Origin of the sequence: Bacillus massiliglaciei, assembly GCF_900098925.1 — a bacterium.
In the GTDB taxonomy this organism is placed as follows: domain Bacteria; phylum Bacillota; class Bacilli; order Bacillales; family DSM-1321; genus Peribacillus; species Peribacillus massiliglaciei.
In genome coordinates this window covers 799,168-824,583 of sequence record NZ_LT622360.1, presented here as the reverse complement: position 1 = coordinate 824,583, position 25,416 = coordinate 799,168, and the positions used below count along the sequence as shown (strand labels likewise).

The following is a 25,416-nucleotide window of genomic DNA, read 5'->3' as shown; positions in this document are numbered from 1 at the left end:
ATTGCTTATACAAATAATTGGCTGGGATAGATATTTTTAAAATTTCCTTTTACATTGAATAGCGATGTTCTTATACGTTTATGAAGCCTGTCATAGGCTCAGTTAAAACTGACTTTATAAATAAAATAGAAAGAGAGAATTGATGAAACGATCTGTAAAAGAACAACCCAAACATCAAAAAAAGACTTTTAATCCGAAAGATGCGATTTTTGTTTTTTCTTCTTTTTCATTTGTCTGCATGGCCGTCATTTTTATTTTGATCATGTATGATGTGCTGGCATTTGATCATCTCCTATCTTTTGAAGCACCGGCCAGTATGGTGATATATATAGGAGTCGCTTCTTTATTTTTGCTTGTATTCGGTTGCCTTTTGACAAGATATATCCCCTCTAAATTTATCCATAATACTAATACTGGTTACCAAAATTATTCACTTATTACGATTTTTATTTTCATGTTTCTAGGTGCATTGTTTGAAGAACTTTTATTTAGAGGGATTATCCAAAATATATTTTCTTTATTTATTGAACAAGAATGGCTTTCCATCTTATTCACCACGTTATTATTTTTATCATTACATGTTCAATACTTTAAAAAGCCAGTAATGCTATTGAATATCACCATTCCCAGCATTATTTTTGGCTGGATATATGTTCAGACAAACAATATTCTTGTACCGGCTGCTGCCCATTTCTTCCTTAATTCAGGAATGACTCTGCTATTTAAATATAATGTCATCTCACTTAAAAAATAATAATTTTCAATATTGGCCTCTTACTTGAGGCTTTTTTTGTCTTTATAGTCCCTCTGGTTCATTAAGCATTTGTAAATTTTTTTATTGTTTTGTAAATATGATTGTTTCATAATCATGTGGATGTTATTTTCAAGCTATTAGAATACACTGCCTAAGAAAGGGGTTTTTATGAAAAAAAGCATAGGTGGCCAATTAAAAATATGGCTTGAAATTCTAAGAGTATCTACACGATTAGGCCTGACATCATTCGGCGGGCCTATTGCACATTTGGGGTACTTTCATGAAGAATATATTAGAAGAAGAAAGTGGATGGACGAAAAAAGTTATGCCGACTTAGTCGCATTGAGTCAATTCTTACCCGGTCCTTCGAGCAGTCAGGTCGGAATTGGAATTGGAATTGCCAGAGGAGGGCTTCTGGGAGGAATTATTTCTTTTCTAGGATTTACTCTTCCTTCTGTTATTGTGCTCATCCTGTTTGCCACTGCTTTACAATCTTTTGAAATGGAAAATTCCGGATGGATTAAAGGGTTAAAAGTTGTCGCAGTGGCGGTTGTTGCACACGCAGTATTAGGGATGGCTAAAAATCAAACCCCAGATATTCATCGAAAAACAATCGCGCTTTTGACTATCGTGATTACCTTGCTTTGGCAAACTCCATTCACCCAAATTGGAATTATCCTTCTATCTGGGATCGCTGGATTCTTTCTCTATCGGAAAGAGCATGTCCCAGAAGGGAACTCCAGCCACTTGCCTGTTTCTCGCCGTCTGGGCGCAATATGTCTGCTTTTATTTTTTGCACTTCTGTTTCTTCTGCCTGTATTAAGCAGCCTGATTTCTAATAAATGGCTCGCTTTAATGGATAGTTTTTATCGTTCCGGCTCATTAGTTTTTGGCGGAGGACATGTTGTATTGCCTTTATTAGAACAGGAATTTGTTGCAAAAGGTTTGCTCAGTGAACAGGAATTTTTAGCTGGATACGGTGCTGCACAGGCTGTACCAGGCCCTTTGTTTACATTTGCAGCATATGTGGGAGCAGTTATTACCGGATGGCAAGGCGGTTTATTTGCCTGGTTTGCTATTTTCTTGCCTGGTTTTCTGCTAATTCTGGGCACTTTGCCATTTTGGGATGCTTTACGAACAAACAGGAATGTGAAAGGTGCTTTGTTGGGTGTTAATGCTTCTGTAGTCGGCCTGTTAATATCAGCCCTTTATCATCCTATTTGGACCAGTTCAATTGAAACATCGCTAGACTTTTCATTAGCTGCTATTCTGTTTTTTATGCTCGTTTATTGGAAATTGTCTCCCTGGATTATTGTATTGATTGGCATTCTAGCAGGTCTGGTTATTCCCTATTTTTAATTTTTCCGGTAACGGGGTTTTTTGATAGCAAATAAGACCCAAAAAGCCAACATACATGGCAATAACGACAAGTTCGCATGAATTCTTACATTCAGCAATAATGAAAAAAGATCAGTAAACATAAGATTGATTATCGTTAACATCACACATAATAGAAATGTATGTATAGCTAACTTAAACTTTTTCACTCTTGAAAAATCAGGGATGTCTTGAAAAATAATATTTTCTCCTTTATCTTTTTCCTTCATTTCCATTATATAACATTATTTTCATTAATAAAATCTTATTGTAAGAATGTTATTAAATCTTTAGAACATAAAGTGAAACAAGAAAAACTGCCAGCATCGGCAGTTTTTCTTGTTATTTCACTAAATCTCCCGTTTTTGCATCCACAAGAAATTCTTTTTCATTATTGCCTGCATCTCTAATAGTCACTTCATAATACGTATCAGCACCTTCTCGTTCTAATGACCATCCCTCGACTTGTCCTTCTGTCTCTTTTACCGCAGTATCAATGGCCTGATCCGGCTGAATGATACCATCTGTTTCGAGCTTTTCCGCTTCACGTTCAGCGCTGCTGGTTTCGTCTCCATCCAATTGCTCCTCATCCGTTGCTTTTGTTACACCAGAATCTGCATTTACTTCATACTCATATTCTTTTTTATCATCCATTCCGGATATCTCATATTTCCAGGTATCCCTCTCATTATCCATTTCAATTCCCGTTATATCTGCATTTGGATAAGCGTCCTTAAATTTATTTATAGCTTCATCCAAATTCACCTTCACGTCTGTCGTCAGCAAATCTGGTTTAGTTCCTGTATTTTGTTGTGTTGTATCTTGTTCCACTTGATTGGCTGTGTTTTCATTAGTGCTATCTTGGGTCTCATCGGTATTATTATCATTACAGCCTGCAAGTCCCAAGGCAAAAATCATCGTTCCTGCTGTCATTATCCATTTTTTCATATTCTGTCACTCCCTCACTGTATAATAATTTTTCCTTTATTAGTATTCCTTACCTCAAAAGTGTTCAAACATAAAAACCACCCGAAACTTCGCTCACTTCTTCTCCGAATCCCGCCTTTTTATCAAAATGGCGCCAGCACAAAAATAAAAGAACAAATTTCTCAACGAGAAATTTGTTCTTTTATGCATATTCCGCCCGGATCTCCGTTTCAGGAACTTGGAGGTCCGTGATAATCTCGTGTTTCCCAAAGTGCTGCCTCCCGCTTCACCCCATTTAAAAAGGACCATTTCTGATTTCAGATTTCTATCCCATTCTAAGAAATTTCTGCTTCTCGGCTGCAGCACTACAAAATAGTTGCTGTTCAGTACATTCTTTACCTATTCTTCCCATAAAGCATCCTCATCATATAACACTTCTTGGTCCATTCGGTTCAAATTTTTCTTTTTAGTTACTTTTCTTTTGAAAATTTTAGTTAGTAACGTTAAAAACATCCCTTATCCCACCTTCATATAACAAGATGAAAGCTCATAATCCTATATACCCCATCATACTTGTATTAAGCCTATTGTACTAAGTTTTAGCCTAAAGCACTACTTTTAAGCTGCTATTATGTAAATGTAATGATTTTGTGTTTTTTTAGCTATTTTTTTATCAAATCCAACATGCCATTCACCGTGTCTATTTTTCTCTCAGTTATCCATTCTGAAGAAGTGACCTTTCTTCACAATCCGAAAGAGCAGTATAAATCGTCAGGTTTTCCAAACAATAATTGTATTACTTTCAAGGGAGGGATGATTTTGGATACTCAGCGTGTAAAACAAATCCTTTCTTCACCCGCTGATATTGAGGTGCTGTATAACGGAGCCTCTGTATGGATTGATCAATTAAATGAAGATGGGAAAACTGTTACCGTCCATCTTAGAGGGCCGCTGGAGGAAAGGACGATTGTCGAACTGAAAGAACTCCAAGAATAAGCCGCCTTAATCAAGACTTCCTTAACATGCACCTCCACTCCTCTCTATTGGAGGTGCAACCAAGAATATATTCTGCCAGCTGGCATCTTCGCTCTTGTCCTCTCTGTTTATATGCAACTATTTTCAGTTACACTTTTATTTTTTAAAAAACTAATTCAACATATCTTAACAAAAAAATTGGAATTATATTACTTACATCCTATTGTTTTTCATTTTTTTCGTTTTATAATGAAAATACTATCATGTAGAAGGAGTGACGACTATGGTTAATAAGGAAGACCAAGCCTTAGAAACATTTTTAGCTCCTCATTTATTCCAAAGTCTGCAGAACCTTTCGGCTGAGACAAAAACATCTATTAAAGAGCTTTTAGAAATGTCTGTAGTTCTACTTATAGATAAAATGAGCAGAGAGTCCAGTGAACAAGGAAATATAAATCTAAATAATCAAGAAACAATTATCAAAAATAAACTAATTATTAATAAAAACAGGGCTATGTTAAATAATGATTAAATGAAAAAAGGGTGCAAAGCTGAGCTTGCACCCTTTTTTCATTTAATCTCATTCTTCTTTGAACGTATCAATATTGAATAAATTGTATTCTTCTTCCAGTTCATCGTTCATATACTGAGCTTGATAATTATGATTTTTTCGTCTCCGATTTACTTCCGCAAATTGGGCTTCCAACAGCTTTGCCTGCTCATGAGAAAATTCTATTGTAAGTTCATTCTCATTCTCATCTGTCGCTTTAAGCAAAACATAACTCTCTGCTGCATTTTTTAATGTAACGTTGCTTAATGTTATTGCCAGGTCTTTCAACTCATATCGCGCTTTCATCGATCTTAATACCCTCCATTATGTTACAGCTCAACCGTTTCTTTGTCTTTTTATTATACCAAATAAACAGTGATACTACTTGCCTGCCATCTTTCTTATAGGATATTTCCATCAAATATATAGATCAGCCCATCAGCTGAAACTAAGTATTTTCTCTTTTGCCTTCTTCTTCCCATTGTTCAGCAATCGCCTTCTGCAAGAATTCCTTAAATTCCTTCGGCTTTTTCTTCGACAGCCATTCCACCTGATCAATCGGAAGTTTCACTTTACATGTGAAAAATTCTTCAGGCATTTCCACTTTCCTGATTTCTTCAATCGTAAGTCCTTCTTCAATATCAGGAAATCCTCTGTCTCCTTCATGAAACACAGGTAAAAATGGATACACTTCAGATCCTTCTATTTCTGCATATAAATTGATTCTTGGCAAACCGCCAGGAAGTCCTTTACTAAACATAAACGCATTTATTTCTGTACCTTCCGTTACCAGTTCAATTATATGATTCTCTTCCTTATTATATCGCCTTTGTGCAACTTCGCTTACGATAAGATCTAATTCCAACGTATGAAAGCCATGAGATTCAAAAATATACAGGAAACTATTAAATATATGTATCTCTTCTCCATCTATCTTTACTGAAAGTACTTTTACCATGCGTGCACTCCCCTTATAGTAGAAATTGCGCAGACCTAATGTAACCGCTTCTATTTACCTATTGAAAGAATCTTAAAAATCTTTTATATTCCTTATGTTACTAAAAAGTTGAACATAGAATAAATAATTTTATCTTTCAGATTTACGGCATACATAAAAAGTATAGCCTGCCATGTATTATATATTAGCAAGTATACAAAAAAGTCAAAAATCTGGCTATTTTAAGAGAGGATGGAAGAGATGACCAGTCCAAAAGGCATTGAAATTAGAGGTCGGATATTCCCAAAGCAAGACGGACAAAAACACGAAGAATTTATTGAGAGATTGATTGAATTTATTGAGAAAAACGGTTGGTTTTTTGAAGGTGATACATTATCAATTGATCAAGAAACAATAGCACTAAATGAAACAAAACCATATGACGGAAAATATGTAAAATTGTATAACTACTTAATATTTAAAAAAGATGAAACCGCTACCTTGAAACTTACTTTTGATGAACTGGAAGAAATTATCGGTTTTCCTCTGCCCCATTCCGCTTACCACTATCCGGCATGGTGGGCCAACCAGCGCTTTAACACACAGGCAAGATCTTGGAATTTTGCCGGATGGAAAACATCGAATGTTAAGCCTGGGGAAAGTGTCGAATTCATTCGATGACTCTATGTTTTATTTTTCCCGGCAAAAAAGAGTGCAGGTCATCCCGCACTCTTTTTTAACATTCATCTAAACTATATGATTATTTGACTTGTGAACTAACCTGCAGGACTGATTGGTCTTCATCCAAAACTCCTAAAATGAATTCAGGCGATTGTCTTCTCGTTTCATTATCCACTTTCTTAAATTCTTGCCGAAGGAATCGCTCTACTTTTCTTCTTCTGCGTCCTGCTTTTTTCGCCATATGGTATTACCTCCCGATAATTTTTGGTGGTTTTCCTAGGCCAGGGTCAGTCATTCCATCATCAGTCATTAACCTTCAAAATGGGCATATTCCTTTTCATCAGGTTCGCCGTACAAATCAACCGTATAACCGTCTTTTATGGCCTCACAAACCGAACAATATAGCCTTGTCGGCCAAAGGGTGACTGGTGCACCGCAGCTTATACAATATTCATTCATACTTCTCCCCTCCTAAGAATATGTGATATTCCCATCGGTTATTCTTACTATAGGTGATATGTTTATCGAATTCAATTTGGAAATTTTCCTATATTTCTCCGTTTTTCTGTGTTTTTATACATTTTTATTAAGAAAACTATTAAATTCTTATTTTTTTGCCCTTTTATTTAAATTTTCAGTTTTTTTGCACTTCCTTAATTAGCCTGATGTATTTGATTCCTCATAAAAATGACAAAAGACTTCAAGAGATTTCCTCCTGTCATCTTTTGTCATTGTCATCATTATACCTTCATCATAGGTATGTCTTTTTCTTTTGTACATCCGTCATAACAAAACCGCTTTCGATCAGGGAAGGCATTCTAGCCAGGCTGTAGTGTAAGTCCTGATTCGGTACTTCATATTCCATTTCATTCACCAAAAGCTCTACAGAAATTTTCATAATTTCTAATGTAATCCCTTCTCCCGGACAGCGATGACCTTTTCTTGGATCACCGCCTCCCTGTGGGATTAAATCGAACAGCCCTCCACTCCAGTTTTCAAATCTTTCGGGTTTAAAAATTTCTGGATCTGTCCATAGTCTTGGATCATGATTTGTTCCGTACAAATCAAGCAGTACCATTTGCCCTGCTTTAAAATGGTAGTCTTTCCACATGAAATCTTTTCGCACGCCGGCACCTAAAAAGGGAGCAAATGGATAAAAACGGCGGACCTCCTGACAAAACCATTCTGCATACTTATTTTTTCGTTGGCCAGTCAGTTTTTGCTGTGTCTCTGGAAAATCATGAAGAGCAAGGGGTGCGAAAGCAAGGAAATAAGCGTTAGCTACCACTGGTCGCAGCACATTAATCAGTTCGATTGAAGCCATTCGAACATCCAAAAGGCTTCCAGAAGCATCTCTATGCCACGCCATTGCATGAATAGCTGTTTCTTCAGGCACTTTTCTTTCTCCGTTTCGAATTTCAGTGATTATTTCCATAATCCATTCTTCTGCACGCGCCCTTGCTTTCTTTCCTTTCTGATATCTTGGACCGACTGCTCCAAAAGCATCTACCATCGAAATAAAATCTTCCGCTCTCCTTGTTACATCTTGTTCCGGTAAAGGAACACCTGACCATTCACACACTGCCCTGCAAAGTATTTCCTGGGCCTCTTCAAACAAAATAACGTGTTGTGATGTTCTCCATCCCTCTAATTTTCTTTGCCAAAACGCCCTGTATATCTTTGATAATTTTTCAATCTTGAGAGGGGTCATTAAGGAGAGAAATAAAACTTTTCGATGTTCGTGCAGGGAACCGTCAAGTGTTTGAATCGCATTTTCTCCAAAGAGAGACTTTTGTATTCTCTTGGGAATCATTCCGCTGCGCTGGAATAAATCAGTATTATAAAACATACGGGCCGCTTCCTCGCCTTTCATACATATAGCTTTCTTCCCAAGCAGCCTGGTTTCAAAAATGTCTGTTTGATATTCTTCACAGCGGTTCTGTATAAAATTATAGCCTTCCTTAAGCAACAAAATGCTGTTGTCCAAAGTTCTTTCGACCGGTACCTGTCCTTTTATCCTCATGTCAGCCTCCTTGGAAATGTTATGTACTGTTTTAAGTGATTTAGGTGCTTTTCTGTAAAAAGAGCAGCTGAAGAAGATTTGCGTTCAGAAGTAAAAATACCCCTTTTTTCATACCGGTCAAACGAGAAATTACATGGCAAGACATTCATACTATTCCACAGAACTGCAAAATTGATAAGCAATTCGTTAATTTTTGTTCATCTGAATGTTTCCGTTATCCATTACAAAACGGAATACCTCTTCCAGAGAGGGAAACTCTTGGTCCATTGAACAGCCTTCATCATCATACATTTTATATACGGCTGGATTATGAGTGAAATCAGTTTTATACTGTGCCTGCGGATTTGTCATTTCATGAACATAGCTCAGCTTATTCCTTTCAGAAACAGCTTTCTTTTTTGCGGAGGCTTTATAAGGAATAGAGTATAGCTGCAGCTTAGCTGCTTCTATTTTGATAATGGTATGAGTAATTTTATAGAAATCGCATCCTGTTTTGTTAATAACGGTTACGATAAAACCATTTTCACCTATTAATTGAATAATAATTTTATTTTTCAGGGACTCTGCGGTAAGGGATTGATCAGACTGAAGTTTAATATGATATTGATCACTGCTAAAAAAGCGGCGTGAACCAAGTGTTATATGCTCCATTATATTCTCCGTAATCTTCTGGTAACACTCAGACATATCTTTTGTTAATGAAGACAATTGCGCTTGAGGCAAAAAAATCTCTGGGAGTTCCTCCTGAATCTTTTCATATATTTTTTCTGAATTCAGCATAGCAGAAAATCTCCTTTCCAAGAGGTTATCTATATTATATTCCGTAAATGATTTGGCCATTTTTATAAAATGTAAAAAATTCATTAAGAATATCATTTTTTCCTGAATCGATTCTTGCTATGCATGCCTCTTGATCCCACAGGCCTAGGAGTATTGCACAGCAGGTATACCTATGAAGTTGTCGAAGTCTTACTGACGTTTCAGAAAAGGTTTATGAAGAATTACTTAAAGGGGTAATAGAGCAACCATCTCCTTTGTTTGCCGGAGACAGAAGGTACAAGTGACGGGGAATGAAAGAAAGGATGCGAAGGAAAGTCTTATTAAGGATGCAGCTCAAATGGATGTTGTCCCGGAAATGGAACTCCTACAGCTTAAGCAACAAAAAGAGGCTGAAACAAAAGGATTTCAGCCAAAGAAAAAACCGAACTATTCAGCATTCGATAATAAGAATGTTGAATAGTTCGGTTTTTTTCTATAGAAGAACTTCATCCTAAATATTCGTATTTAGTGAGGAATATTTTAGTTATGTCCAGCCTCTTTTTCATTTTGTACTTTATTATTTCCACCAATCATCAAGAACATTAATGGCTTCATTTCGTTTATGTTCGGTTTTCATATACCAGTTTTCGATTTTTTCCGCTGCACCCTGGCTAACTTCCTTGCCTTCCAGATAATTATCTATATCATCATAGGTTACACCTAATGCAACCTCATCCGGGAGTTGCGGCTTATCGTCTTCTAAATCTGCAGTTGGCGTCTTAAGGTATAGACGTTCCGGCGCTCCTACATGCTTCAAAATGGCTCTTCCCTGTCTCTTATTCAAACGGAATAAAGGGATCAAATCAGCAGCACCGTCACCATGCTTTGTGAAAAATCCGGTAACAGCTTCCGCTGCATGATCCGTACCAAGTACGACACCTTTGTAAAGACCGGCTAAATCATATTGAACTTTCATCCGTTCGCGTGCCTTGACATTTCCTTTTAAGAAATTACTCAGCTCTTTGCCGGTTGCCTCTTTTACTGCCTGTACAGACGCATCAACAGCTGCCTTGATATTCACGGTAACCGACATGCTCGGTTTGATAAACTCCAGAGCCATTTGCCTGTCCGCTTCATCTGCCTGTACACCATACGGGAGGCTCACTGCAATAAATGTATATTCGTCTGCTCCTTTTTCTTCATTAAGCTCGTTTACAGCTGTTTGCGCCATAAAACCGGCCAAAGTAGAATCCTGGCCGCCTGAGATTCCCAAGACAAGGCTTTTTAAAAAAGAATGCTTTGTTAAATATTCTTTTAGGAAGTCGACGCTTCTTCTGAATTCAGTTTCCGGATCAATCTGCGGCTGTACTAAAAGTTTTTGGATGATTTTCTTTTGTAAAGTACGCATTATTCATACACCTCTCCCAATTTCATTTATTTGACGGTCATCTTTTCTACTTTTTTCTTCACTTCGGCGATATTGCGCATCTTATTGTCCCAGCATTTTTGGCTCAAATCAACTGGATACTCTTCAGGATTCAAGGCGCGCAGATATTCCGGCCATAATACTTTGAGGCTTTCTTCCGCATATTTTTTTATTGAATCAATATGCGGCATTTCATAGACTAATTTGCCATCAATAAAGATATCCTGATGAAGGTCTACTGCTTCGAAGTCCGTCACGAATTTGCTTAAGAACGTATGGACAGGATGGAACAGCTTGAGCTTTTCCTCTTCCTGAGGATTTTCGTCCTCCATCGCTATGTAATCTCCTTCTGAATGATGGTTAATTTTATTTATGATTCTATATACCCGTTTCAATCCCGGGGTAGAAACTTTTTCAGGATTGGATGAAATCTTGATTGTATCTACCATATTCCCATTTTCATCCTCGATTGAAACCATTTTATATACAGCTCCCAGTGCAGGCTGATCGAAGGCCGTGATTAACTTAGTGCCGATTCCCCAAATATCTATTTTTGCACCCTGCTGCTTTAAGTTAATAATCGTATACTCATCCAAATCATTAGATGCTATGACCTTTGCATCCGGAAAACCAGCTTCATCAAGCATTCTTCTGGCTTCTTTGGACAAATAAGCCAAATCTCCGCTGTCAAGGCGTATTCCGATAAAATTAATTTGATCCCCTAGCTCCTTTGCAACCCGAATCGCATTTGGGACTCCAGAGCGCAAAGTATCATACGTATCAACAAGAAATACACAATCCTTGTGGGTACTGGCATATTTGTGAAAAGCAGTGTATTCATCGTTATATGCCTGGATCATTGAATGGGCATGAGTTCCTGATACCGGAATGCCGAACAGTTTCCCTGCTCTCACATTGCTTGTAGAATCGAAACCGGCAATATAGGCTGCGCGCGCTCCCCAAATGGCTGCATCCATTTCCTGGGCACGGCGGGAGCCAAATTCAAGCGCAGAATCATTTCCAATCACATGTTTGATTCTAGAGGCTTTAGTCGCTACAAGTGTGTGGTAGTTCACAATATTTAAAAGAGCTGTTTCAATAAGCTGAGCTTCTCCAAGAGGTGCTTCCACACGTAAAATGGGCTCATTTGCAAAAACCAGCTCTCCCTCTTTCATGCAGCGGATCGTACCGGTAAACGTCATTTCACTTAAATATTGAAGGAATTTCGGGTCATAGCCGAGTTCCTTTTCCAAGTATTCAATATCACTTTTTGAAAATTTTAAGTTCTGCAGGTAATGGACTATTTTTTCTAATCCCGCAAAAATTGCATAGCCGCTGTCAAAGGGAAGCTTTCGGAAAAAGACTTCAAAAACAGCTTTTCTTTCATGGGTCTGATCCATCCAATACGTCTGTGCCATATTAATTTGATATAGGTCGGTGTGTAATGCAAAGCTATCATCCTGATACTCTGTTCTCATAAAATATTCCTCCCAAGAGAAGGCTGCAGGGCATCCTCTCTCTTTATATCTTTATCTTCATAATTAAACGACGGCTGCTCCAAGTGCATCTTTAAAATGTCCTAAAGCCCATTCATGTCCTGCTTGATTAAAAGAAGCAACTGCCTCTTCATAAACAAATAGATTATACCCAAGGTTGTAAGCGTCCGCTGCGGTATGCAAAATGCATATATCCGTACAGACCCCAACAAGGTAGATATCTGTAATTCCCCTTTCCCGCAGTTTTACATTCAGATCGGTTCCGGCAAAGGCTGAATATCTGGTTTTATCTATATAGTGGACATTTGGCAGATTTTTATTTGTTTCATAGACATCTTTTAGCTTCCCGTACAGCTCTCTGCCCTTTGTACCGCGAATATTATGCGGCGGGAACAGCTTCGTTTCCGGATGATATTGATCCCCTTCATCATGAAGATCGATCGCAAATACCGTAAAGTCCCCATCAGCGATAAACTGTTCTGTAACTGCCGTCAGCTTCTGCTCAATTTCCTGACCGGGTTTTCCGCAAGTGAGTGCCCCTTCATCCGCTACAAAATCAAACGTATAATCAATATTTATTAAGGCCTTATTTGTCATTATTTCAGTCCTTTCCTTAATAATAAATTGAATCCTTCACGGCTTCTTGATTAAATCGATACAGCTGGGAAGGCCGAAAAGAATTTCTTTTCGTTTTTTTAGGCATACCATTCTCATCTGTGATTCTTTCTAAAAAAGGCAGGCGCGGGGCCTTTGAAAAAAATAAAGAATCGGCACTGATTTTTGGATCAGGACCAACTGCAAGCAAAACCCGCTGTAATTCAGAGAGTGTGAATTCTTTAGGCAAAAATTGTTTGGCAATCGTTGAACGGCTCATTTCTTGTTTTAAGACGGCAATCGCTTCATGGATGATTGAATCATGGTCAAAGGCAAGCTCCAGTCCGCTTAATTCTTCCAGTGTGAACAATTCAACTTCAGCAGCATCATCATCGGCTTTTCTTTCATAAAGGAATTCCTCCTGGACGATGGCAAAGAAAGCATTGGTAATGATCCAGCCTCTTGGATCCCTCCCAGGCTGGTCGTAAACCCCGAAATGCTTTAATAAAAAGCCGGATACACCCGTTTCTTCCTTTAACTCTCTGGCAGCGGCTGCTCCAGCTGTTTCATTAGGCATGACAAACCCGCCTGGAAGTGCCCATTTTCCCGCTTCAATATTGGGCTCTCCTTCCCTGTTTTTCATGGCCCTTTTAATGAGCATGATTTTCAAATGCATGGATGGCGGAGCTTTTTCGTTCGTTTTTGTCGACGTGATGGTAAATACGGCTATGTCAGCTGTGTATCCATCAGGCGTCCTATAAACTTTTTTGACGTTCCCCATAGCTACACTCTCTTTCTGACTTATACCTAAGTAATTAATAAACGCTTAATTACTAATTATCATACATAAAATATAGATAAATTGCAAACATTTCCATAAAGAAAAAGCGCCCCGAATCAATCAGGACGCTTGAATTCAGACTGGGTATACTCCATGTTTTCGGTCAGTGAAATTCACTTGCTTGCTTTCATATGCATCAAATCGTTTTATTAATTCATGGCGGAGATCATTCGGCTGTACAATAGCATCTACTATCATTTCGGAAGCAAGTCTATAAATATCAATATCCTGATTATATTCTTCTCTTTTTTGTTCAATAAAAGCCTGTCGTTCTGAAGGTTCAAGAGCATTTATTTTATTTGCATAAACAGCATTCACGGCTGCTTCCGGTCCCATAACAGCGATTGAAGCGGTAGGCAAGGCCAGGCAGCAATCCGGTTCAAAGGCTGGACCTGCCATCGCATATAATCCGGCACCGTAAGCTTTGCGGACAATCACCGAAATCTTAGGAACAGTCGCCTCACTCATGGCAGATATCATCTTAGCTCCATGGCGGATAATTCCCGCCTGTTCTACTTTTGTGCCGATCATGAAACCCGGAATATCCGCAAGAAAAAGAAGCGGGATATGAAAAGCATCACATAAATTAATAAATTTTGCCGCTTTATCTGCAGAGTCATGGAATAGAACGCCCCCTTTTACCCGGGGCTGATTGGCTATGATACCCATTGTTCGGCCATCCATCCGGGCGAGCCCGGTAATTAACTCTTTTGCAAAGAGTTTTTTTATTTCCAGAAAGGTGCCTTCATCGGTCAGTCTTTCAATAAGATCGATCATATTAAAAGGAGCATTCTGATTTGCCGGAATAATTTCATCGATGCTTTTTTCAAAAACTGCCGGAGCTTTTCCTTCGTATTTCTTCGGCTTCTCTTCAAAATTGGCTGGAAAGTATGTTAAATACTCACGGACAAACTGGATTGCTTCCGTTTCAGAAGATACCATCACATCCCCGCACCCTGATACAGAACAATGCATTTTTGCACCGCCCATTTCTTCCTCTGAAACCTTTTCGCCGATGACCATTTCAGCCATACGCGGGGAACCCAGATACATAGAAGCATTGCCTTCAACCATGACTACAATATCGCAAAAGGCCGGTATGTATGCTCCTCCGGCTGCTGAAGGTCCAAATAGCAGGCAGATTTGCGGAACTTTCCCAGACAGTTTCACCTGATTATAAAAAATTCTTCCGGCCCCCCGCCTTCCTGGGAACATTTCGACTTGGTCGGTGATGCGCGCTCCGGCTGAGTCCACTAAATATAAGAGAGGAAGTTTCAGCTTATCCGCGGTTTCCTGAATGCGAATTATTTTCTCAACCGTCCTAGCTCCCCATGAGCCCGCTTTGACTGTTGAATCATTCGCCATCACACAAACTTTTTGTCCATTTATTTTGCCAATGCCTGTTACAACGCCGTCTGCCGGAAGACCCTCTACTAAACAATTGGCAAAGAAGGCATCTTCAATATCGAGTTCCTCATCGAACAAAAGACGGAGTCTGTCACGTACAAACATCTTTCCTGCTTTAGCGTTTTTTTCGTGGTACTTTGCCGCCCCCCCTTTTTTGATAAGGTCTACCGTTTCATTGAGCTTTTCCTTTGTATATGTCATCTTTTCATCCCCTTTCCATTTTTTTAGTTTCCGGTAAACATTGGCTTCCGTTTTTCCTTGAAGGCCTTCAGACCCTCCAGTCGGTCATTGGAAGAAATCGTCGTCTGGTACCATCTTTTTTCTGCTTCCAGACCCTGATCAAGGGGGAGATCCACTCCTTCATTAATGGCCGATTTGGCCGCCCGTAAAGCGAGAGGAGCATTCCGGGACATTTCCCTTGCGAGTTGTTTGGCTTCCGGGAGAAGCTGTTCCGGTGAAAAGACTCCGCTGACAATCTTTAATTCCTGAGCCGTTCGTGCATCCAGTTTTCTTGCTGTATATATCAATTCTTTAGCAACCGCCACACCGGCGATTCTAGGCAGTCTTTGGGTTCCTCCTGCTCCTGGAATAATCCCCAATGATGTTTCGGTAAGTCCCAACTTGGCTGTTTCAGAAGCCAAACGAATATCACATGCTAAGGCCAGTTCAAGCCCTCCTCCAAATGCCGCACCATTTATAGCAGCAATGACCGGTACAGGGAGTTCTTCAAGCGCACTAATCGTTTTGCCAATTAGGGCAACTGTTTTAACGGTGTCCGTTTCATTCATGCCGGCCCTCTCCTTTAAATCAGCTCCGGCACAAAAAGCTTTAGTGCCGGCACCGGTCAAAATTACAGTACGCAGACTGTGATCCTCGCTGATTTTTTCTAAAGATCTGGATAAGGCATGAAGAAGTTCTCTTGATAAAGCATTGGCTGCACTTGGCCGGTTTAAAGTAAGAAGGGCAATTCCTTCTTCAAGCATCTTCACTTCAACAAGATCTTCCATGGTCTCCTCCTACTGTTTGATTTGTGAATTATAGATAGCCATTTGGTGACTTTCCAGTTGCTTATTCAGAGCTTCTTGCAAATATTTACCCGCCTGTGCTATTTTCTGAGCCTTTACGCCCGTTTCAACCCCCATATTGTGTAACATGTGTATGAGGTCATCGGTTGCAACATTTCCGCTTGCCCCCGGTGCATAGGGACAGCCGCCTAGACCGCCTAAAGACGAGTCGAAAGTTGTAATCCCATGATCAAGAGCAATCAAAATATTGGACAAGGCCATGCCTCTCGTGTCATGAAAGTGAAGGGCAAGTTTTGATTTGCTGTATCTTTTTGCAGCGAGAGTTAAAAATTCATCTACCTGCTTAGGTGAAGCAACTCCAATGGTATCTCCAAGCGATAATTCATCAATTCCAAATTCGAACAGCTGATCACAGATCCAAAACACATCATCCGGCTTAACCATTCCCTCATAGGGACAGCCAAATACAGTAGAAACATAACCGCGGACGCTTTTATTATGAATACCAGCGTCTTGTATTACATGTTTTAGCACCGGAAATGTTTCTTTGATTGTTTTATTGATATTTTTTAAGTTATGAGTCTCACTTGCGGACATGAATACAGATATTTCATCCATCTCAGCCTCAAGTGCATCTTCTAACCCGCGCTGATTTGGAACCAATGCTCCGTACACAACTGATGGATTTCTTTTGATATCTTTAGCCACCTTCTTAGCATCACTTAACTGCGGAATCCATTTGGGATTCACGAAAGACGTCACTTCAATATACGAAAGTCCAGTTTCAGAAAGCAGGTCGATCCAATCTACTTTTCGGTCAGTAGGAAGAATATTTTTTTCATTTTGCAGACCGTCACGGGGACCTACTTCCTTGATTAATACCTTATCGGGCCATTTCATCGAATCGCCTCCATCTATTTTTCCAAGACTGCTAATATATCTCCTTCATTGACAAAATCTCCTTCACTCACTTTAAATTCTTTAATCACGCCCGCTTCTTCAGCCGCAATCGGAATTTCCATTTTCATGGACTCCAAAATTATCACTTCCTGCCCTTCTTCCACTTTTTGCCCCGTTTCCGCTGTAATTTTCCACACACTTCCGGCCATACTCGCTTTTATTTCACTCATCATTCATTCCTCCTGTATGTTAAATTAGACTGCTGCTGTCCATGATTATACGCCCATCTTTTGAATGTTTTTCGCAATAAAATCTGTTGTGGTATCACCTCTTTTAAAAGCTTCGTGACTGACCGCTTCTTTCAATAAAGGGATATTCGTTTTAATTCCTTCTACCTTATAATTATCTAAAGCAGAAACCAGCTTCTCTATTGCTGCATCCCTTGTTTTTGCAGAAACAATCATTTTAGCAATCATTGGATCATAAAAATGAGAAACTGCAGAGTTCCCTGTTACAGCCAATTCATGCCGGATTCCTTCACCCTCAGGTACTGACAGAGAGGTGATAGTTCCCGGAGCCGGATAAAAGGTTTTCGGATCTTCCGCATAAATTCTGACTTCAATCGCATGCCCGCTGTGCAGAATTTCTGATTGTGTAAATGAAAGATGATGCCCCCCTGCCACAAGGATTTGCTGTTCTACTAGATCAAGGCCTGTTATTTGTTCCGTTACCGGATGCTCCACCTGAAGCCTTGTATTCATTTCCAAGAAGTAAAAGTTCTGATGGGCATCAACAAGAAATTCGATCGTACCGGCATTGAAATAGCCGATGGACTTGACCGCTGCCAATGCTGCCTGCCCCATTTTCTCTCTCGTTTCATTCTTTAAAAAGAAGGATGGCGCTTCTTCAATTACTTTCTGATTGCGTCTCTGTACAGAGCATTCTCTTTCCCATAAATAAACGGCATTCCCATACTGATCGGCTAGAACCTGTATCTCAATATGTCTTGGCTTTTCAATCAATTTTTCAATAAACAAATTGCCGTCACCAAAAAACTGCTGAGCACGTTTTTGGATCCCCTCATAAGCCTTCAACAGTTCTTGTTCGTTATGGAGGGCCTGCATTCCGATTCCGCCGCCGCCGGCAGAGGCCTTCAGCATCACTGGATAACCGATTTCCTTTGCGGCCGAAGCTGCATCGTCGATATCCCTTAGCGATCTTGAAAGCCCGGGAACAAGAGGGATACCAGCTTTCTCCATAGTTATTCTCGCTTCTACTTTATCGCCCATTTTCTGAATCACTTTTGAGTCAGGCCCTATGAAAACTAAACCGGCAGTCTGACAGTTCTGGGCAAATTCTGCATTTTCACTTAAAAAACCATATCCAGGATGCACAGCATCTGCCCCGCTCTTTTTCGCAATTTCTATGATTTTTCCGGCATTCAAATAACTTTCCTGAACACGCGGCCCGCCTAAAAGATAGGCTTCATCAGCTTCTGAAACAAAAGGAGAATCTTTATCTGCCTCTGAAAAAACAGCAACCGTTTTAATCCCGAGCCTTTTGCACGTACGGATAATTCGTCTGGCAATTTCGCCTCGATTAGAGATCAGGATTTTGTTGAACATATGATTCCTCCTAACGTGTGGATTCTGGCAATATACCAATTGATTGCTCCCTCAGTTTAAATTTTTGAATTTTCCCCGAAGCCGTCATCGGAAAAGATTCAGTAAACTGAATGTATCTCGGAATCTTGTGCCGAGAAATCTTCCCTTTGCAATATTCCTTTAATTCCTGGTCTGTAATGGTTTCGCCATCTTTCAAGATGACCCAGGCCATGACTTCTTCTCCATATTTCTCATCCGGAACGCCTATAACCTGAACATCGATTACGGCAGGATGTCCGTACAGGAATTCCTCTATTTCCCGCGGATAAATATTCTCACCGCCTCTGATGATCATGTCCTTGAGCCGGCCGGTAATTTTGCAGTACCCCTTTTCATCCATTTCAGCCAAATCTCCGGTATGAAGCCATCCCTCTCCATCAATGGCTTCTTTTGTCGCTTCTGGGTTTTTATAATATCCGGCCATAACATGATAGCCCCGTGTGCATAATTCCCCCTGGATCCCTGTTGGAACTTCTCTGCCTGTCTGCGGATTGATGATTTTTACTTCGACATTCGGCAAAGCCCTGCCAACGGAAGAAACTTTCAGTTCAATTGGATCCTCTGCTCTTGTCATCGTAATTCCAGGGGATGATTCTGTTTGTCCGTATGTGATTGTAATTTCTGAAGCTCCCATTTTCCCCATTACATTCCGCATGACTTCAATCGGGCAATTCGAACCGGCCATAATTCCTGTCCGAAGTGAACGTAAATCATATGAATCAAAATCCGGAAGATTGAGTTCAGAGATAAACATGGTAGGAACGCCATGCAAGGCTGTGCATTTCTCTGACTCTACTACTCTTAAAACATCCTTTGGATTGAATTCAACAAGCGGGACCATGGCAGCTCCGACAGAAACGGACGCCATTGTACCAAGCACGCACCCAAAGCAATGAAAGAAGGGCACAGGTATGCAGAGCCGGTCCGATTCGGTCAGGTTCATGCATGCGGCTACATTCAAGCCGTTATTCACAAGATTCGAATGCGTGAGCATGACCCCTTTAGGGAATCCAGTCGTCCCAGATGTATATTGCATGTTAATCACATCATGATAATCCAAGCTTGAAATCCTAATATCCAGTGCATCTTCGGAAACGGAATTCCCTCCCTGTATAAGATCCCGCCAGGAAAAAGTACCAGGATAACGCTTTTCTCCCAATACAATCACATTCCGGAGCTTCGGCATCTTCTCGGATCTTAATTGTCCCGGTATGGCATCAGCAAGTTCTGGGACGATTTCATATAAAGTATCAATATAGGAGTGATCCTTATAGCCATCAATTAAAATTAAAGTAGAAGAATCCGACTGTCTCATCAAATATTCCAATTCTGTCTTTTGATAGTTTGTATTGACCGTCACCAATATGCCGCCCATCTTAGCCGTTGAAAACTGAGTGATTAGCCATTCAGGTCTATTTGTTGCCCAGATGGCAATGTGATCACCTTTTTGGATATCGAGGGACATAAACCCCTTCGCCGCCTGACGGCATACATTCTCGAATTCCTGGTACGTATAGCGCAGATCGAGGTCATGATAAACAACCGCTTCATTTTCTGGATATTTTTGCGCTGTATCTTTTAGCAGCTGACCGACTGTAACATGCAACAATTCAGACATTGAAACACTCCTTTATTTCAAAAATGAGGAATCTTTCTGTCATACCTAGCTGCCGGTCGTTCCTTTAACAGCCAATCTGCCTGGCGATAACCATTCTCTGAATCTCTGAAGTACCTTCACCTATCTCCAGAAGTTTTGCATCCCGCAAATAGCGCTCCACTTCATACTCCCTCATATATCCTGAACCGCCATGAATCTGAATCGCCTGATTGGCTGCACGAAACGATGTTTCACTGGCATAAAGCTTTGCATAAGCAGCTTCTTTTGTAAACGGTTTCTTTTGATCCTTCAGCCAGGCCGCCTTATAGACCATATTACGGGCCAATTCGATTTCCATTGCCATATCCGCTAACTTGAACTGAATCGCCTGGAAATTAGATATCGTTTTGCCAAATTGAACCCTCTCTTTCGCAAAGGCCAAAGCCCTTTCGAAGGCCGCTTGGGCTATTCCGACGGCCAGAGCCGCTATCGATATCCTTCCGCCATCAAGAGTAAACAAAAACTGCTTAAATCCGCCTTTGGCATCGCCAAGCAGATTTTCAGCCGGCACTCTTACATTATCAAGAATGATTTCACATGTATTGGATGCTCTGACACCCATTTTTTCATAATTGCTGTTAATCGTTAATCCCGGAGTATCTGTCGGAACAATAAAGGCTGATATAATATTTTTCCCTTTGCTGTCCTGCCCGGAAACAGCTGTTACCGTTATTGTCCTTGCATAGCTTGCATTCGTAATCCAGGTTTTCTCTCCATTTATTACATATTCATTATTTTCAAGGACTGCCTTCGTTCTTGTGCCTCCTGCGTCGGAACCGGCATTCGGTTCAGTAAGTCCAAAGGAAGCCAGTGTTTCTCCTTTTGCCAATGGAATAAGATATTTTTGTTTCTGCTTTTCAGTTCCAAAATAAAAAATCGGACTGGCTCCAAGGGAAACGTTTGCCGCGTAGCTCAACCCTGTTCCCCCGCATGCTTTGCCTATTTCCTCTACTGCAATGGCATAACTGACGGTATCACCGCCAGAACCTCCGTACTCTTCAGGAAAAGGGATGCCCATCAAACCCAGATCTCCCATTTTTCTGAAAACATCCTCTGCAAATTTGGACTCTGCATCCAGTTCAATTGCAATCGGTTTAATTTCCTTTTCTGCAAACTCCCTGACCATGTCTTTAATCATCTTTTGTTCTTTTGATAATTCAAAATCCATAAATGCCCTCCTTTATATGAGACCGACCAGTTGGTCGGAAACGCTTTCTTTTTATTCCGATATGTTAGAAAGAAAGTAATCCCGATACTCTGTCCTTATTCCGTTCTCCAGGCACAGCAAGGAATGGAGAATAAGATCAACATAGATATCGCCTATTTCCTCTATTGATTTCTCACCATCACGCCGATACCACTTATATGACCAATTAACCATTCCCAGAATGGACATCCCGGTTATTTCAACGGGCAGTTCAGGACGGAATTCTCCTTTGTCGATCCCCTCGCGGATAACTGAAAAAATCGTTTCTTTATATAAGTTTCGTTTCTGTCTGACAGCTTCTTTATAATGTGGTTTAAGGTAGATATTTTCTTGGTAGAATACTGAAATGTGCGGTTTGTAGAGGTCGAAAACTTTTACGAAAGATTTAATAATTTTCTGCATTTTAGCAGACGGAGGTTCATTGGTTGCTATAGCTTCCTGGGCTTTTGACAAAACATATGAAATAAAAGAATCATGAATGACAAAAAGAAGTTCATCTTTGGACTGAAAATAGTGATAAAACCCGCCCTTGCTTGTTCCGCTTTCTTTTACAATTTTATTGACGGTCACGCCATGGAAACCGGAACTCTCAAACAATTCAAGAGAAGTGCGGATGATCCGTTCTCTTAATTCCGTAAGCAGCCCTCCTTTTTGAATCCGCTTTCATTTCGTGAAGAACAAAATGTATAATCATTTTATCACCCACTACATAATTGTCAATATTTTCTTAATTCGGTTTCAATCAAAAAAAAGAGAGATCAAGATATGCGAAGGGGGCTGGTCCCTCGCAATCTCGATATCCTTTTCATAAAAATTATTTGACTTGATAAGGATGTACCTCAGCTTTTAGCATCTTCCATTTTCCGTCCTTAAAAATCCATGATGAGGTGATACAGGCAATTTTGTCTTTTTTAGAAATTCCTTCGATTACTTGCTCAAAAGCAAGCCCTTTTCCTCTGCCCCAAAATCGTTTGATTTTTACTTTGGAGGGCGGACTGACAATTAGCTCTGCCGGCTCATTTAAAATCCCTTTCTGGTAGAGCCCAAGCTTTTCATACTGTTCTTTTCTTGCACTCATGTCAAACATGGCTGTTTCTATCTCCGGACCCGAGATTTCTGCCATATAATGATCTTTAAATTGTGCCATCACAGCTACGGATGAAGGCAACTCAATTTTTTCTGGCTTTCCATTTAGAAATGAATAAACATATTTTACAGACGGTTCTTTATCTTGTTTAGACTTAAACAAAATCACTACATCGCTGACTTTATCATGATTAAAATCCGCCATTTGAATAGAGGGATGCAGGCCCCCTTCCAGAGGAACAGTCACTGATTGACGGTTCGATTCAATAATAAGAGATAATTTTTTATACGTTCGTCCTTCTCCTTCTGTCTTTCCTTTCAATTGAATCATATCCGTTTTTTTATCCCCTGTTACATCCCCTTTGCTCGATATATACAGTCCATTTGGAAATCCCTTATCATGAGCTTCGACTGCCTGATAGCATAAAAATAATGAAAACACCAAAACAACGTATTTAATGACCTGCATTTTTTTCTTATTCATGCATCATCCCTCACTTTTTAAGAGTTCCCTTTCTCGGCAGCCTGATTTCTTCTTTGATTTTTCCGCTGATCTTTCATAAAAATTGTCCAGAAATAATAAAAGCCAGGGACCAGAATGGCAAATCCGATGATGTACGTAACAAATACAGCGCGAAAAGAGGTTGGATCGGTAAAGCCTTCCGTAATCGTCACATCTGGATAAATAATGTAAGGCAGATGGGCCTTCCCGTATACATAGCTTGCCAGCAGATACTGAATCACAATGGCTACTACTCCGAGCCGGGGCATTCCTTTTACTTCTTTTTTTGAAAAATAAGGAAGGAACAAAGCAATACCGCCAATTAGGAAAAAAAGGAGCGAAAGCCAAAGCAAAAGGCGGTCCTCCATCATTCTGTCATAGAGCCATCGTGCTTCCTGTTTCATCGTGACCATAATCCAGAAGGAGGCCAGTACTGCCAGCGGGCCGGTAATTATGGCATCTCTTCGGTAAATTTTATAAGCATCCAGATCATCTGCCTGTTTGGAATAATCTGAAAGCAAGAGAGAAGATAAAAACAAGGTACTTAAGATCCCGAAAAAGAAAAAGGCGTACTCATTAGGACTTGAAAACAAGTCAGCCAAATTCAGTGATTCACTCCTTGCCTCCCCCTCGATAAAACCAAGGTGGGTGATGGGAAGGACACTGATCAAAAGCCCCGGAATAATCACGCCGGTAATCCCAGAAATATACGTTAAAATGACCCTGTATTCCTTAACACTGTGCGAGAAAACAAGAAAGGCGCTCCTAATAGACAAAAGCAGTAAAATCAAGCTTGCCGGTACAATTAAAATCGTCCCGATCGTATAGGCCGCCCCAGGGAATAAGCTATAGATGGCTATAACGAGTCCGACAATAAATGTATTCGTTACCTCCCAAGTCGGCGAAAGGTAGCTATTGGCTATTTTAGTGGCATTTGAGTTCGATTGATTCAGATACACCATCGACCAAAAACCTGCCCCGAAATCCATTGTCGCCATAATGGCGTAAAGAAACACAAACCCCCAAACAATCGTAATAGCAATTAACGCATCAGGCATGCTTACCCCTCCTTAAGAATTGGTATCGAATAACTCGGCATTTTTCTGTTCAGCCCTGAAAATATCATCAGCAACGGCATTCCGTTTAAAGTAATAAAGCAACGTGAAGACAACAGCGGCACATAAGATAATGTAAACAGCAATAAACAGTCCGAATAAGGTACCAAGGTTCTGATGTGAAGTAACTGAATCGGCCGTTGTAAGCATTCTGTAGATGGTCCATGGCTGTCTCCCTGTACAGGCAAAAATCCAGCCGCATTCAATAGAGAGAACGGCCAATGGCCCAGAAGCGACGAAAAGCCACAGCAGCCATCGGGGGTACTCGGTTTCTTTACGTATTTTGGCCCATAAGAAGGCAAACAAGGACAGAGCAATTAAACCTGAGCCAATAATGACCATTACATTAAATAAGAGATGCACATAGAGCGGCGGCCAATATTCTTCAGGAAAATCATTTAGACCCTGGACCACTGTGTCTAAACTGTTCCCAGATAGAATGCTTAAAAGGCCGGGAAATTCAAGCCCATATTTCACGGTTTGAGTTTCCCGATCGGTCCAACCCAAAAGCGTCAGGCCAGCATGGTCCTGTGTTTCAAATAAACCTTCTGCAGCTGCTAATTTCTCCGGCTGCTCATGATGAAGATGCTGTGTTGTTGCATGACCGTTCAGTGCAGTCAAAAAAGAAAAAATCAAACCAAGGACAATTGAAATCTTTAATGCCTTTCTGTGAAAATTAAAATCCATGCTCTCTTTTCTGTTTTTCAGCATTTTGTATGCTGCAACAGAAGCAACGACAAAGGCACCTGTTGTAAAAGCGGTTAAAGCCGTATGCAGTGCAGTAACCAAGAAACTGGGATTAAAAAAAGCTGCCCATGGATCCACATCTACAATCTGTCCATCCTCAAACCTGAATCCGGCCGGCGTACCTTCAAAAGCGTGAACATTTGAAATAAGAACAGCTGAGGATAACGCGCCGAAAGCAACAAAGGACAGACTGACGATTCTGGCCCATGGAGGGATTCTTTCAGCAGCATAAACATAAATGGACATAAAAAGCGCTTCCACAATAAAAGCATAAATTTCAATTTGAAAAGGCAAGGCCATAACCCGGCCAATAACTTCCATAAATCCCGGCCATAAAAGGGATAATTGCACACCTGCTATTGTACCTGTCGGAATTCCTACACCGAGTAACACTCCTAGTGTTTTGGTCCATCGTTTAGCCATAACGACATAATGAAGGTCCTTTGTCTTTTGATACATTAGTTCAGCTGCCAGCATCATAACTGGCAAGCCTACTCCAATTGTTGCAAAAATAATATGTACAGCCATATTTGTTCCAAACATAGCCCTGGCAATTTGTAAATGATCCATATAACTCCTCACCTTTTCATAGGATTGTTTAGTTTGTAGTATCTCCCTCAGTTTTGGAAAATATTTATTTAAAATCTTGATGACTTTTTTATCTTAGTGACTTTGTTTAAGAATAAATTTTTGTATTCTGGCGAGGTTTTTTTTGAAATATATAGATACGAAATTTTTTTGTCTGTACTATTTCGAGATTGAACAG

Annotated in this window: 28 protein-coding genes; 6 read left to right on the top strand and 22 right to left on the bottom strand. The window is 40.1% G+C overall.

What is annotated here, in order from left to right:
* Window positions 1-142: 142 nt before the first annotated feature.
* Both BQ4305_RS20580 and chrA read left to right on the top strand, forming a co-directional pair.
* Window positions 143-754: a CPBP family intramembrane glutamic endopeptidase gene (locus BQ4305_RS20580; protein ID WP_110929578.1), complete on the top strand. Its 612-nt coding sequence runs from the start codon at window positions 143-145 to the stop codon at window positions 752-754.
* Between the two features lie 168 nt (window positions 755-922).
* On the top strand, window positions 923-2,113 hold the full coding sequence (gene chrA / locus BQ4305_RS20575) for a chromate efflux transporter (RefSeq protein ID WP_110929577.1): 1,191 nt from the start codon (window positions 923-925) through the stop codon (window positions 2,111-2,113).
* Window positions 2,114-2,473: 360 nt separating this feature from the next.
* Here chrA and BQ4305_RS20565 read toward each other — a convergent pair whose 3' ends face one another.
* A complete protein-coding gene (locus BQ4305_RS20565; protein WP_110929575.1) occupies window positions 2,474-3,079 on the bottom strand; it encodes a PepSY domain-containing protein in 606 nt (201 codons plus the stop codon).
* A 798-nt stretch (window positions 3,080-3,877) separates the two neighbouring features.
* Between BQ4305_RS20565 and BQ4305_RS20560 the strand changes: the two genes are divergently transcribed.
* On the top strand, window positions 3,878-4,054 hold the full coding sequence (locus tag BQ4305_RS20560; RefSeq protein ID WP_110929574.1) for an H-type small acid-soluble spore protein: 177 nt from the start codon (window positions 3,878-3,880) through the stop codon (window positions 4,052-4,054).
* Between the two features lie 262 nt (window positions 4,055-4,316).
* Window positions 4,317-4,565: a hypothetical protein gene (locus tag BQ4305_RS20555; protein WP_110929573.1), complete on the top strand. Its 249-nt coding sequence runs from the start codon at window positions 4,317-4,319 to the stop codon at window positions 4,563-4,565.
* Window positions 4,566-4,613: 48 nt separating this feature from the next.
* Here the strand turns inward: BQ4305_RS20555 and BQ4305_RS20550 are convergent, their stop codons facing one another.
* Both BQ4305_RS20550 and BQ4305_RS20545 read right to left on the bottom strand, forming a co-directional pair.
* Window positions 4,614-4,889, bottom strand: coding sequence for a hypothetical protein (locus tag BQ4305_RS20550; protein ID WP_110929572.1), 276 nt, complete (start codon window positions 4,887-4,889; stop codon window positions 4,614-4,616).
* 142 nt (window positions 4,890-5,031) lie between these two features.
* A complete protein-coding gene (locus BQ4305_RS20545) occupies window positions 5,032-5,541 on the bottom strand; it encodes a hypothetical protein (RefSeq protein WP_110929571.1) in 510 nt (169 codons plus the stop codon).
* Window positions 5,542-5,781: 240 nt separating this feature from the next.
* Here BQ4305_RS20545 and BQ4305_RS20540 point away from each other — a divergent pair, with 240 nt between their 5' ends.
* Window positions 5,782-6,201 (top strand): DUF7662 domain-containing protein, encoded by a 420-nt coding sequence (locus BQ4305_RS20540; protein ID WP_110929570.1) that lies wholly within the window; start codon window positions 5,782-5,784, stop codon window positions 6,199-6,201.
* 79 nt (window positions 6,202-6,280) lie between these two features.
* Here BQ4305_RS20540 and BQ4305_RS21735 read toward each other — a convergent pair whose 3' ends face one another.
* The 4 genes from BQ4305_RS21735 to BQ4305_RS20530 form a co-directional block, all read right to left on the bottom strand.
* The gene (locus BQ4305_RS21735) at window positions 6,281-6,442 is read right to left on the bottom strand and encodes a hypothetical protein (RefSeq protein ID WP_199880780.1); all 162 of its coding nucleotides are present in this window, start codon (window positions 6,440-6,442) and stop codon (window positions 6,281-6,283) included.
* Between the two features lie 68 nt (window positions 6,443-6,510).
* Window positions 6,511-6,660, bottom strand: coding sequence for a hypothetical protein (locus BQ4305_RS21730; protein WP_199880779.1), 150 nt, complete (start codon window positions 6,658-6,660; stop codon window positions 6,511-6,513).
* Between the two features lie 292 nt (window positions 6,661-6,952).
* Entirely contained in the window at window positions 6,953-8,218 is a 1,266-nt protein-coding gene (locus tag BQ4305_RS20535; RefSeq protein WP_110929718.1) for a CYP152 family fatty-acid peroxygenase CypC, read from the bottom strand.
* Window positions 8,219-8,410: 192 nt separating this feature from the next.
* Window positions 8,411-8,875 carry a hypothetical protein gene (locus tag BQ4305_RS20530; RefSeq protein WP_199880778.1) on the bottom strand — a complete coding sequence of 155 codons (465 nt, stop codon included), beginning with the start codon at window positions 8,873-8,875 and terminating at the stop codon, window positions 8,411-8,413.
* Between the two features lie 409 nt (window positions 8,876-9,284).
* Here BQ4305_RS20530 and BQ4305_RS20525 point away from each other — a divergent pair, with 409 nt between their 5' ends.
* Window positions 9,285-9,464 carry a hypothetical protein gene (locus BQ4305_RS20525; protein ID WP_110929568.1) on the top strand — a complete coding sequence of 60 codons (180 nt, stop codon included), beginning with the start codon at window positions 9,285-9,287 and terminating at the stop codon, window positions 9,462-9,464.
* Window positions 9,465-9,560: 96 nt separating this feature from the next.
* On the opposite strand, the gene nadE is transcribed toward BQ4305_RS20525, so the two are convergent.
* From nadE to BQ4305_RS20450, 15 genes are all read right to left on the bottom strand, one after another.
* Window positions 9,561-10,391 (bottom strand): ammonia-dependent NAD(+) synthetase, encoded by an 831-nt coding sequence (gene nadE, locus BQ4305_RS20520; RefSeq protein WP_110929567.1) that lies wholly within the window; start codon window positions 10,389-10,391, stop codon window positions 9,561-9,563.
* A 26-nt stretch (window positions 10,392-10,417) separates the two neighbouring features.
* Window positions 10,418-11,887 (bottom strand): nicotinate phosphoribosyltransferase, encoded by a 1,470-nt coding sequence (locus BQ4305_RS20515; protein WP_110929566.1) that lies wholly within the window; start codon window positions 11,885-11,887, stop codon window positions 10,418-10,420.
* Between the two features lie 63 nt (window positions 11,888-11,950).
* Window positions 11,951-12,502 (bottom strand): cysteine hydrolase family protein, encoded by a 552-nt coding sequence (locus BQ4305_RS20510; RefSeq protein ID WP_110929565.1) that lies wholly within the window; start codon window positions 12,500-12,502, stop codon window positions 11,951-11,953.
* Window positions 12,503-12,518: 16 nt separating this feature from the next.
* The gene (locus tag BQ4305_RS20505; RefSeq protein ID WP_110929564.1) at window positions 12,519-13,280 is read right to left on the bottom strand and encodes an NUDIX domain-containing protein; all 762 of its coding nucleotides are present in this window, start codon (window positions 13,278-13,280) and stop codon (window positions 12,519-12,521) included.
* Window positions 13,281-13,415: 135 nt separating this feature from the next.
* Window positions 13,416-14,948, bottom strand: a complete 1,533-nt coding sequence (locus BQ4305_RS20500; protein WP_110929563.1) for an acyl-CoA carboxylase subunit beta — start codon at window positions 14,946-14,948, stop codon at window positions 13,416-13,418.
* Window positions 14,949-14,971: 23 nt separating this feature from the next.
* Entirely contained in the window at window positions 14,972-15,754 is a 783-nt protein-coding gene (locus tag BQ4305_RS20495; RefSeq protein WP_110929562.1) for an enoyl-CoA hydratase-related protein, read from the bottom strand.
* A gap of 9 nt (window positions 15,755-15,763) precedes the next feature.
* On the bottom strand, window positions 15,764-16,672 hold the full coding sequence (locus BQ4305_RS20490) for a hydroxymethylglutaryl-CoA lyase (protein WP_110929561.1): 909 nt from the start codon (window positions 16,670-16,672) through the stop codon (window positions 15,764-15,766).
* Window positions 16,673-16,686: 14 nt separating this feature from the next.
* Entirely contained in the window at window positions 16,687-16,902 is a 216-nt protein-coding gene (locus tag BQ4305_RS20485; protein WP_110929560.1) for an acetyl-CoA carboxylase biotin carboxyl carrier protein subunit, read from the bottom strand.
* A 45-nt stretch (window positions 16,903-16,947) separates the two neighbouring features.
* Window positions 16,948-18,297, bottom strand: a complete 1,350-nt coding sequence (locus BQ4305_RS20480) for an acetyl-CoA carboxylase biotin carboxylase subunit (protein ID WP_110929559.1) — start codon at window positions 18,295-18,297, stop codon at window positions 16,948-16,950.
* Window positions 18,298-18,307: 10 nt separating this feature from the next.
* Window positions 18,308-19,945: an AMP-binding protein gene (locus BQ4305_RS20475; RefSeq protein WP_110929717.1), complete on the bottom strand. Its 1,638-nt coding sequence runs from the start codon at window positions 19,943-19,945 to the stop codon at window positions 18,308-18,310.
* Window positions 19,946-20,018: 73 nt separating this feature from the next.
* Window positions 20,019-21,161, bottom strand: a complete 1,143-nt coding sequence (locus tag BQ4305_RS20470) for an acyl-CoA dehydrogenase family protein (protein WP_110929558.1) — start codon at window positions 21,159-21,161, stop codon at window positions 20,019-20,021.
* Between the two features lie 51 nt (window positions 21,162-21,212).
* Window positions 21,213-21,842: a TetR/AcrR family transcriptional regulator gene (locus BQ4305_RS20465; RefSeq protein ID WP_110929557.1), complete on the bottom strand. Its 630-nt coding sequence runs from the start codon at window positions 21,840-21,842 to the stop codon at window positions 21,213-21,215.
* Window positions 21,843-22,014: 172 nt separating this feature from the next.
* Window positions 22,015-22,770, bottom strand: coding sequence for a hypothetical protein (locus BQ4305_RS20460; protein WP_110929556.1), 756 nt, complete (start codon window positions 22,768-22,770; stop codon window positions 22,015-22,017).
* Between the two features lie 17 nt (window positions 22,771-22,787).
* The gene (locus BQ4305_RS20455) at window positions 22,788-23,846 is read right to left on the bottom strand and encodes a cytochrome d ubiquinol oxidase subunit II (RefSeq protein ID WP_110929555.1); all 1,059 of its coding nucleotides are present in this window, start codon (window positions 23,844-23,846) and stop codon (window positions 22,788-22,790) included.
* Between the two features lie 12 nt (window positions 23,847-23,858).
* Window positions 23,859-25,220: a cytochrome ubiquinol oxidase subunit I gene (locus BQ4305_RS20450; protein WP_110929554.1), complete on the bottom strand. Its 1,362-nt coding sequence runs from the start codon at window positions 25,218-25,220 to the stop codon at window positions 23,859-23,861.
* Window positions 25,221-25,416 lie beyond the last annotated feature (196 nt).

What these genes read in the sequence shown, in the direction of transcription:
- BQ4305_RS20580 (WP_110929578.1), top strand. Translation starts at nt 143, where the DNA reads ATGAAACGATCTGTAAAAGAACAACCCAAACATCAAAAAAAGACTTTT.
- chrA (WP_110929577.1), top strand. Translation starts at nt 923, where the DNA reads ATGAAAAAAAGCATAGGTGGCCAATTAAAAATATGGCTTGAAATTCTA.
- BQ4305_RS20565 (WP_110929575.1), bottom strand. Translation starts at nt 3,079, where the DNA reads ATGAAAAAATGGATAATGACAGCAGGAACGATGATTTTTGCCTTGGGA.
- BQ4305_RS20555 (WP_110929573.1), top strand. Translation starts at nt 4,317, where the DNA reads ATGGTTAATAAGGAAGACCAAGCCTTAGAAACATTTTTAGCTCCTCAT.
- BQ4305_RS20550 (WP_110929572.1), bottom strand. Translation starts at nt 4,889, where the DNA reads ATGAAAGCGCGATATGAGTTGAAAGACCTGGCAATAACATTAAGCAAC.
- BQ4305_RS20545 (WP_110929571.1), bottom strand. Translation starts at nt 5,541, where the DNA reads ATGGTAAAAGTACTTTCAGTAAAGATAGATGGAGAAGAGATACATATA.
- BQ4305_RS20540 (WP_110929570.1), top strand. Translation starts at nt 5,782, where the DNA reads ATGACCAGTCCAAAAGGCATTGAAATTAGAGGTCGGATATTCCCAAAG.
- BQ4305_RS21735 (WP_199880780.1), bottom strand. Translation starts at nt 6,442, where the DNA reads ATGGCGAAAAAAGCAGGACGCAGAAGAAGAAAAGTAGAGCGATTCCTT.
- BQ4305_RS21730 (WP_199880779.1), bottom strand. Translation starts at nt 6,660, where the DNA reads ATGAATGAATATTGTATAAGCTGCGGTGCACCAGTCACCCTTTGGCCG.
- BQ4305_RS20530 (WP_199880778.1), bottom strand. Translation starts at nt 8,875, where the DNA reads ATGGAGCATATAACACTTGGTTCACGCCGCTTTTTTAGCAGTGATCAA.
- nadE (WP_110929567.1), bottom strand. Translation starts at nt 10,391, where the DNA reads ATGCGTACTTTACAAAAGAAAATCATCCAAAAACTTTTAGTACAGCCG.
- BQ4305_RS20515 (WP_110929566.1), bottom strand. Translation starts at nt 11,887, where the DNA reads ATGAGAACAGAGTATCAGGATGATAGCTTTGCATTACACACCGACCTA.
- BQ4305_RS20510 (WP_110929565.1), bottom strand. Translation starts at nt 12,502, where the DNA reads ATGACAAATAAGGCCTTAATAAATATTGATTATACGTTTGATTTTGTA.
- BQ4305_RS20505 (WP_110929564.1), bottom strand. Translation starts at nt 13,280, where the DNA reads ATGGGGAACGTCAAAAAAGTTTATAGGACGCCTGATGGATACACAGCT.
- BQ4305_RS20500 (WP_110929563.1), bottom strand. Translation starts at nt 14,948, where the DNA reads ATGACATATACAAAGGAAAAGCTCAATGAAACGGTAGACCTTATCAAA.
- BQ4305_RS20495 (WP_110929562.1), bottom strand. Translation starts at nt 15,754, where the DNA reads ATGGAAGATCTTGTTGAAGTGAAGATGCTTGAAGAAGGAATTGCCCTT.
- BQ4305_RS20490 (WP_110929561.1), bottom strand. Translation starts at nt 16,672, where the DNA reads ATGAAATGGCCCGATAAGGTATTAATCAAGGAAGTAGGTCCCCGTGAC.
- BQ4305_RS20485 (WP_110929560.1), bottom strand. Translation starts at nt 16,902, where the DNA reads ATGAGTGAAATAAAAGCGAGTATGGCCGGAAGTGTGTGGAAAATTACA.
- BQ4305_RS20480 (WP_110929559.1), bottom strand. Translation starts at nt 18,297, where the DNA reads ATGTTCAACAAAATCCTGATCTCTAATCGAGGCGAAATTGCCAGACGA.
- BQ4305_RS20470 (WP_110929558.1), bottom strand. Translation starts at nt 21,161, where the DNA reads ATGGATTTTGAATTATCAAAAGAACAAAAGATGATTAAAGACATGGTC.
- BQ4305_RS20460 (WP_110929556.1), bottom strand. Translation starts at nt 22,770, where the DNA reads ATGAATAAGAAAAAAATGCAGGTCATTAAATACGTTGTTTTGGTGTTT.
- BQ4305_RS20455 (WP_110929555.1), bottom strand. Translation starts at nt 23,846, where the DNA reads ATGCCTGATGCGTTAATTGCTATTACGATTGTTTGGGGGTTTGTGTTT.
- BQ4305_RS20450 (WP_110929554.1), bottom strand. Translation starts at nt 25,220, where the DNA reads ATGGATCATTTACAAATTGCCAGGGCTATGTTTGGAACAAATATGGCT.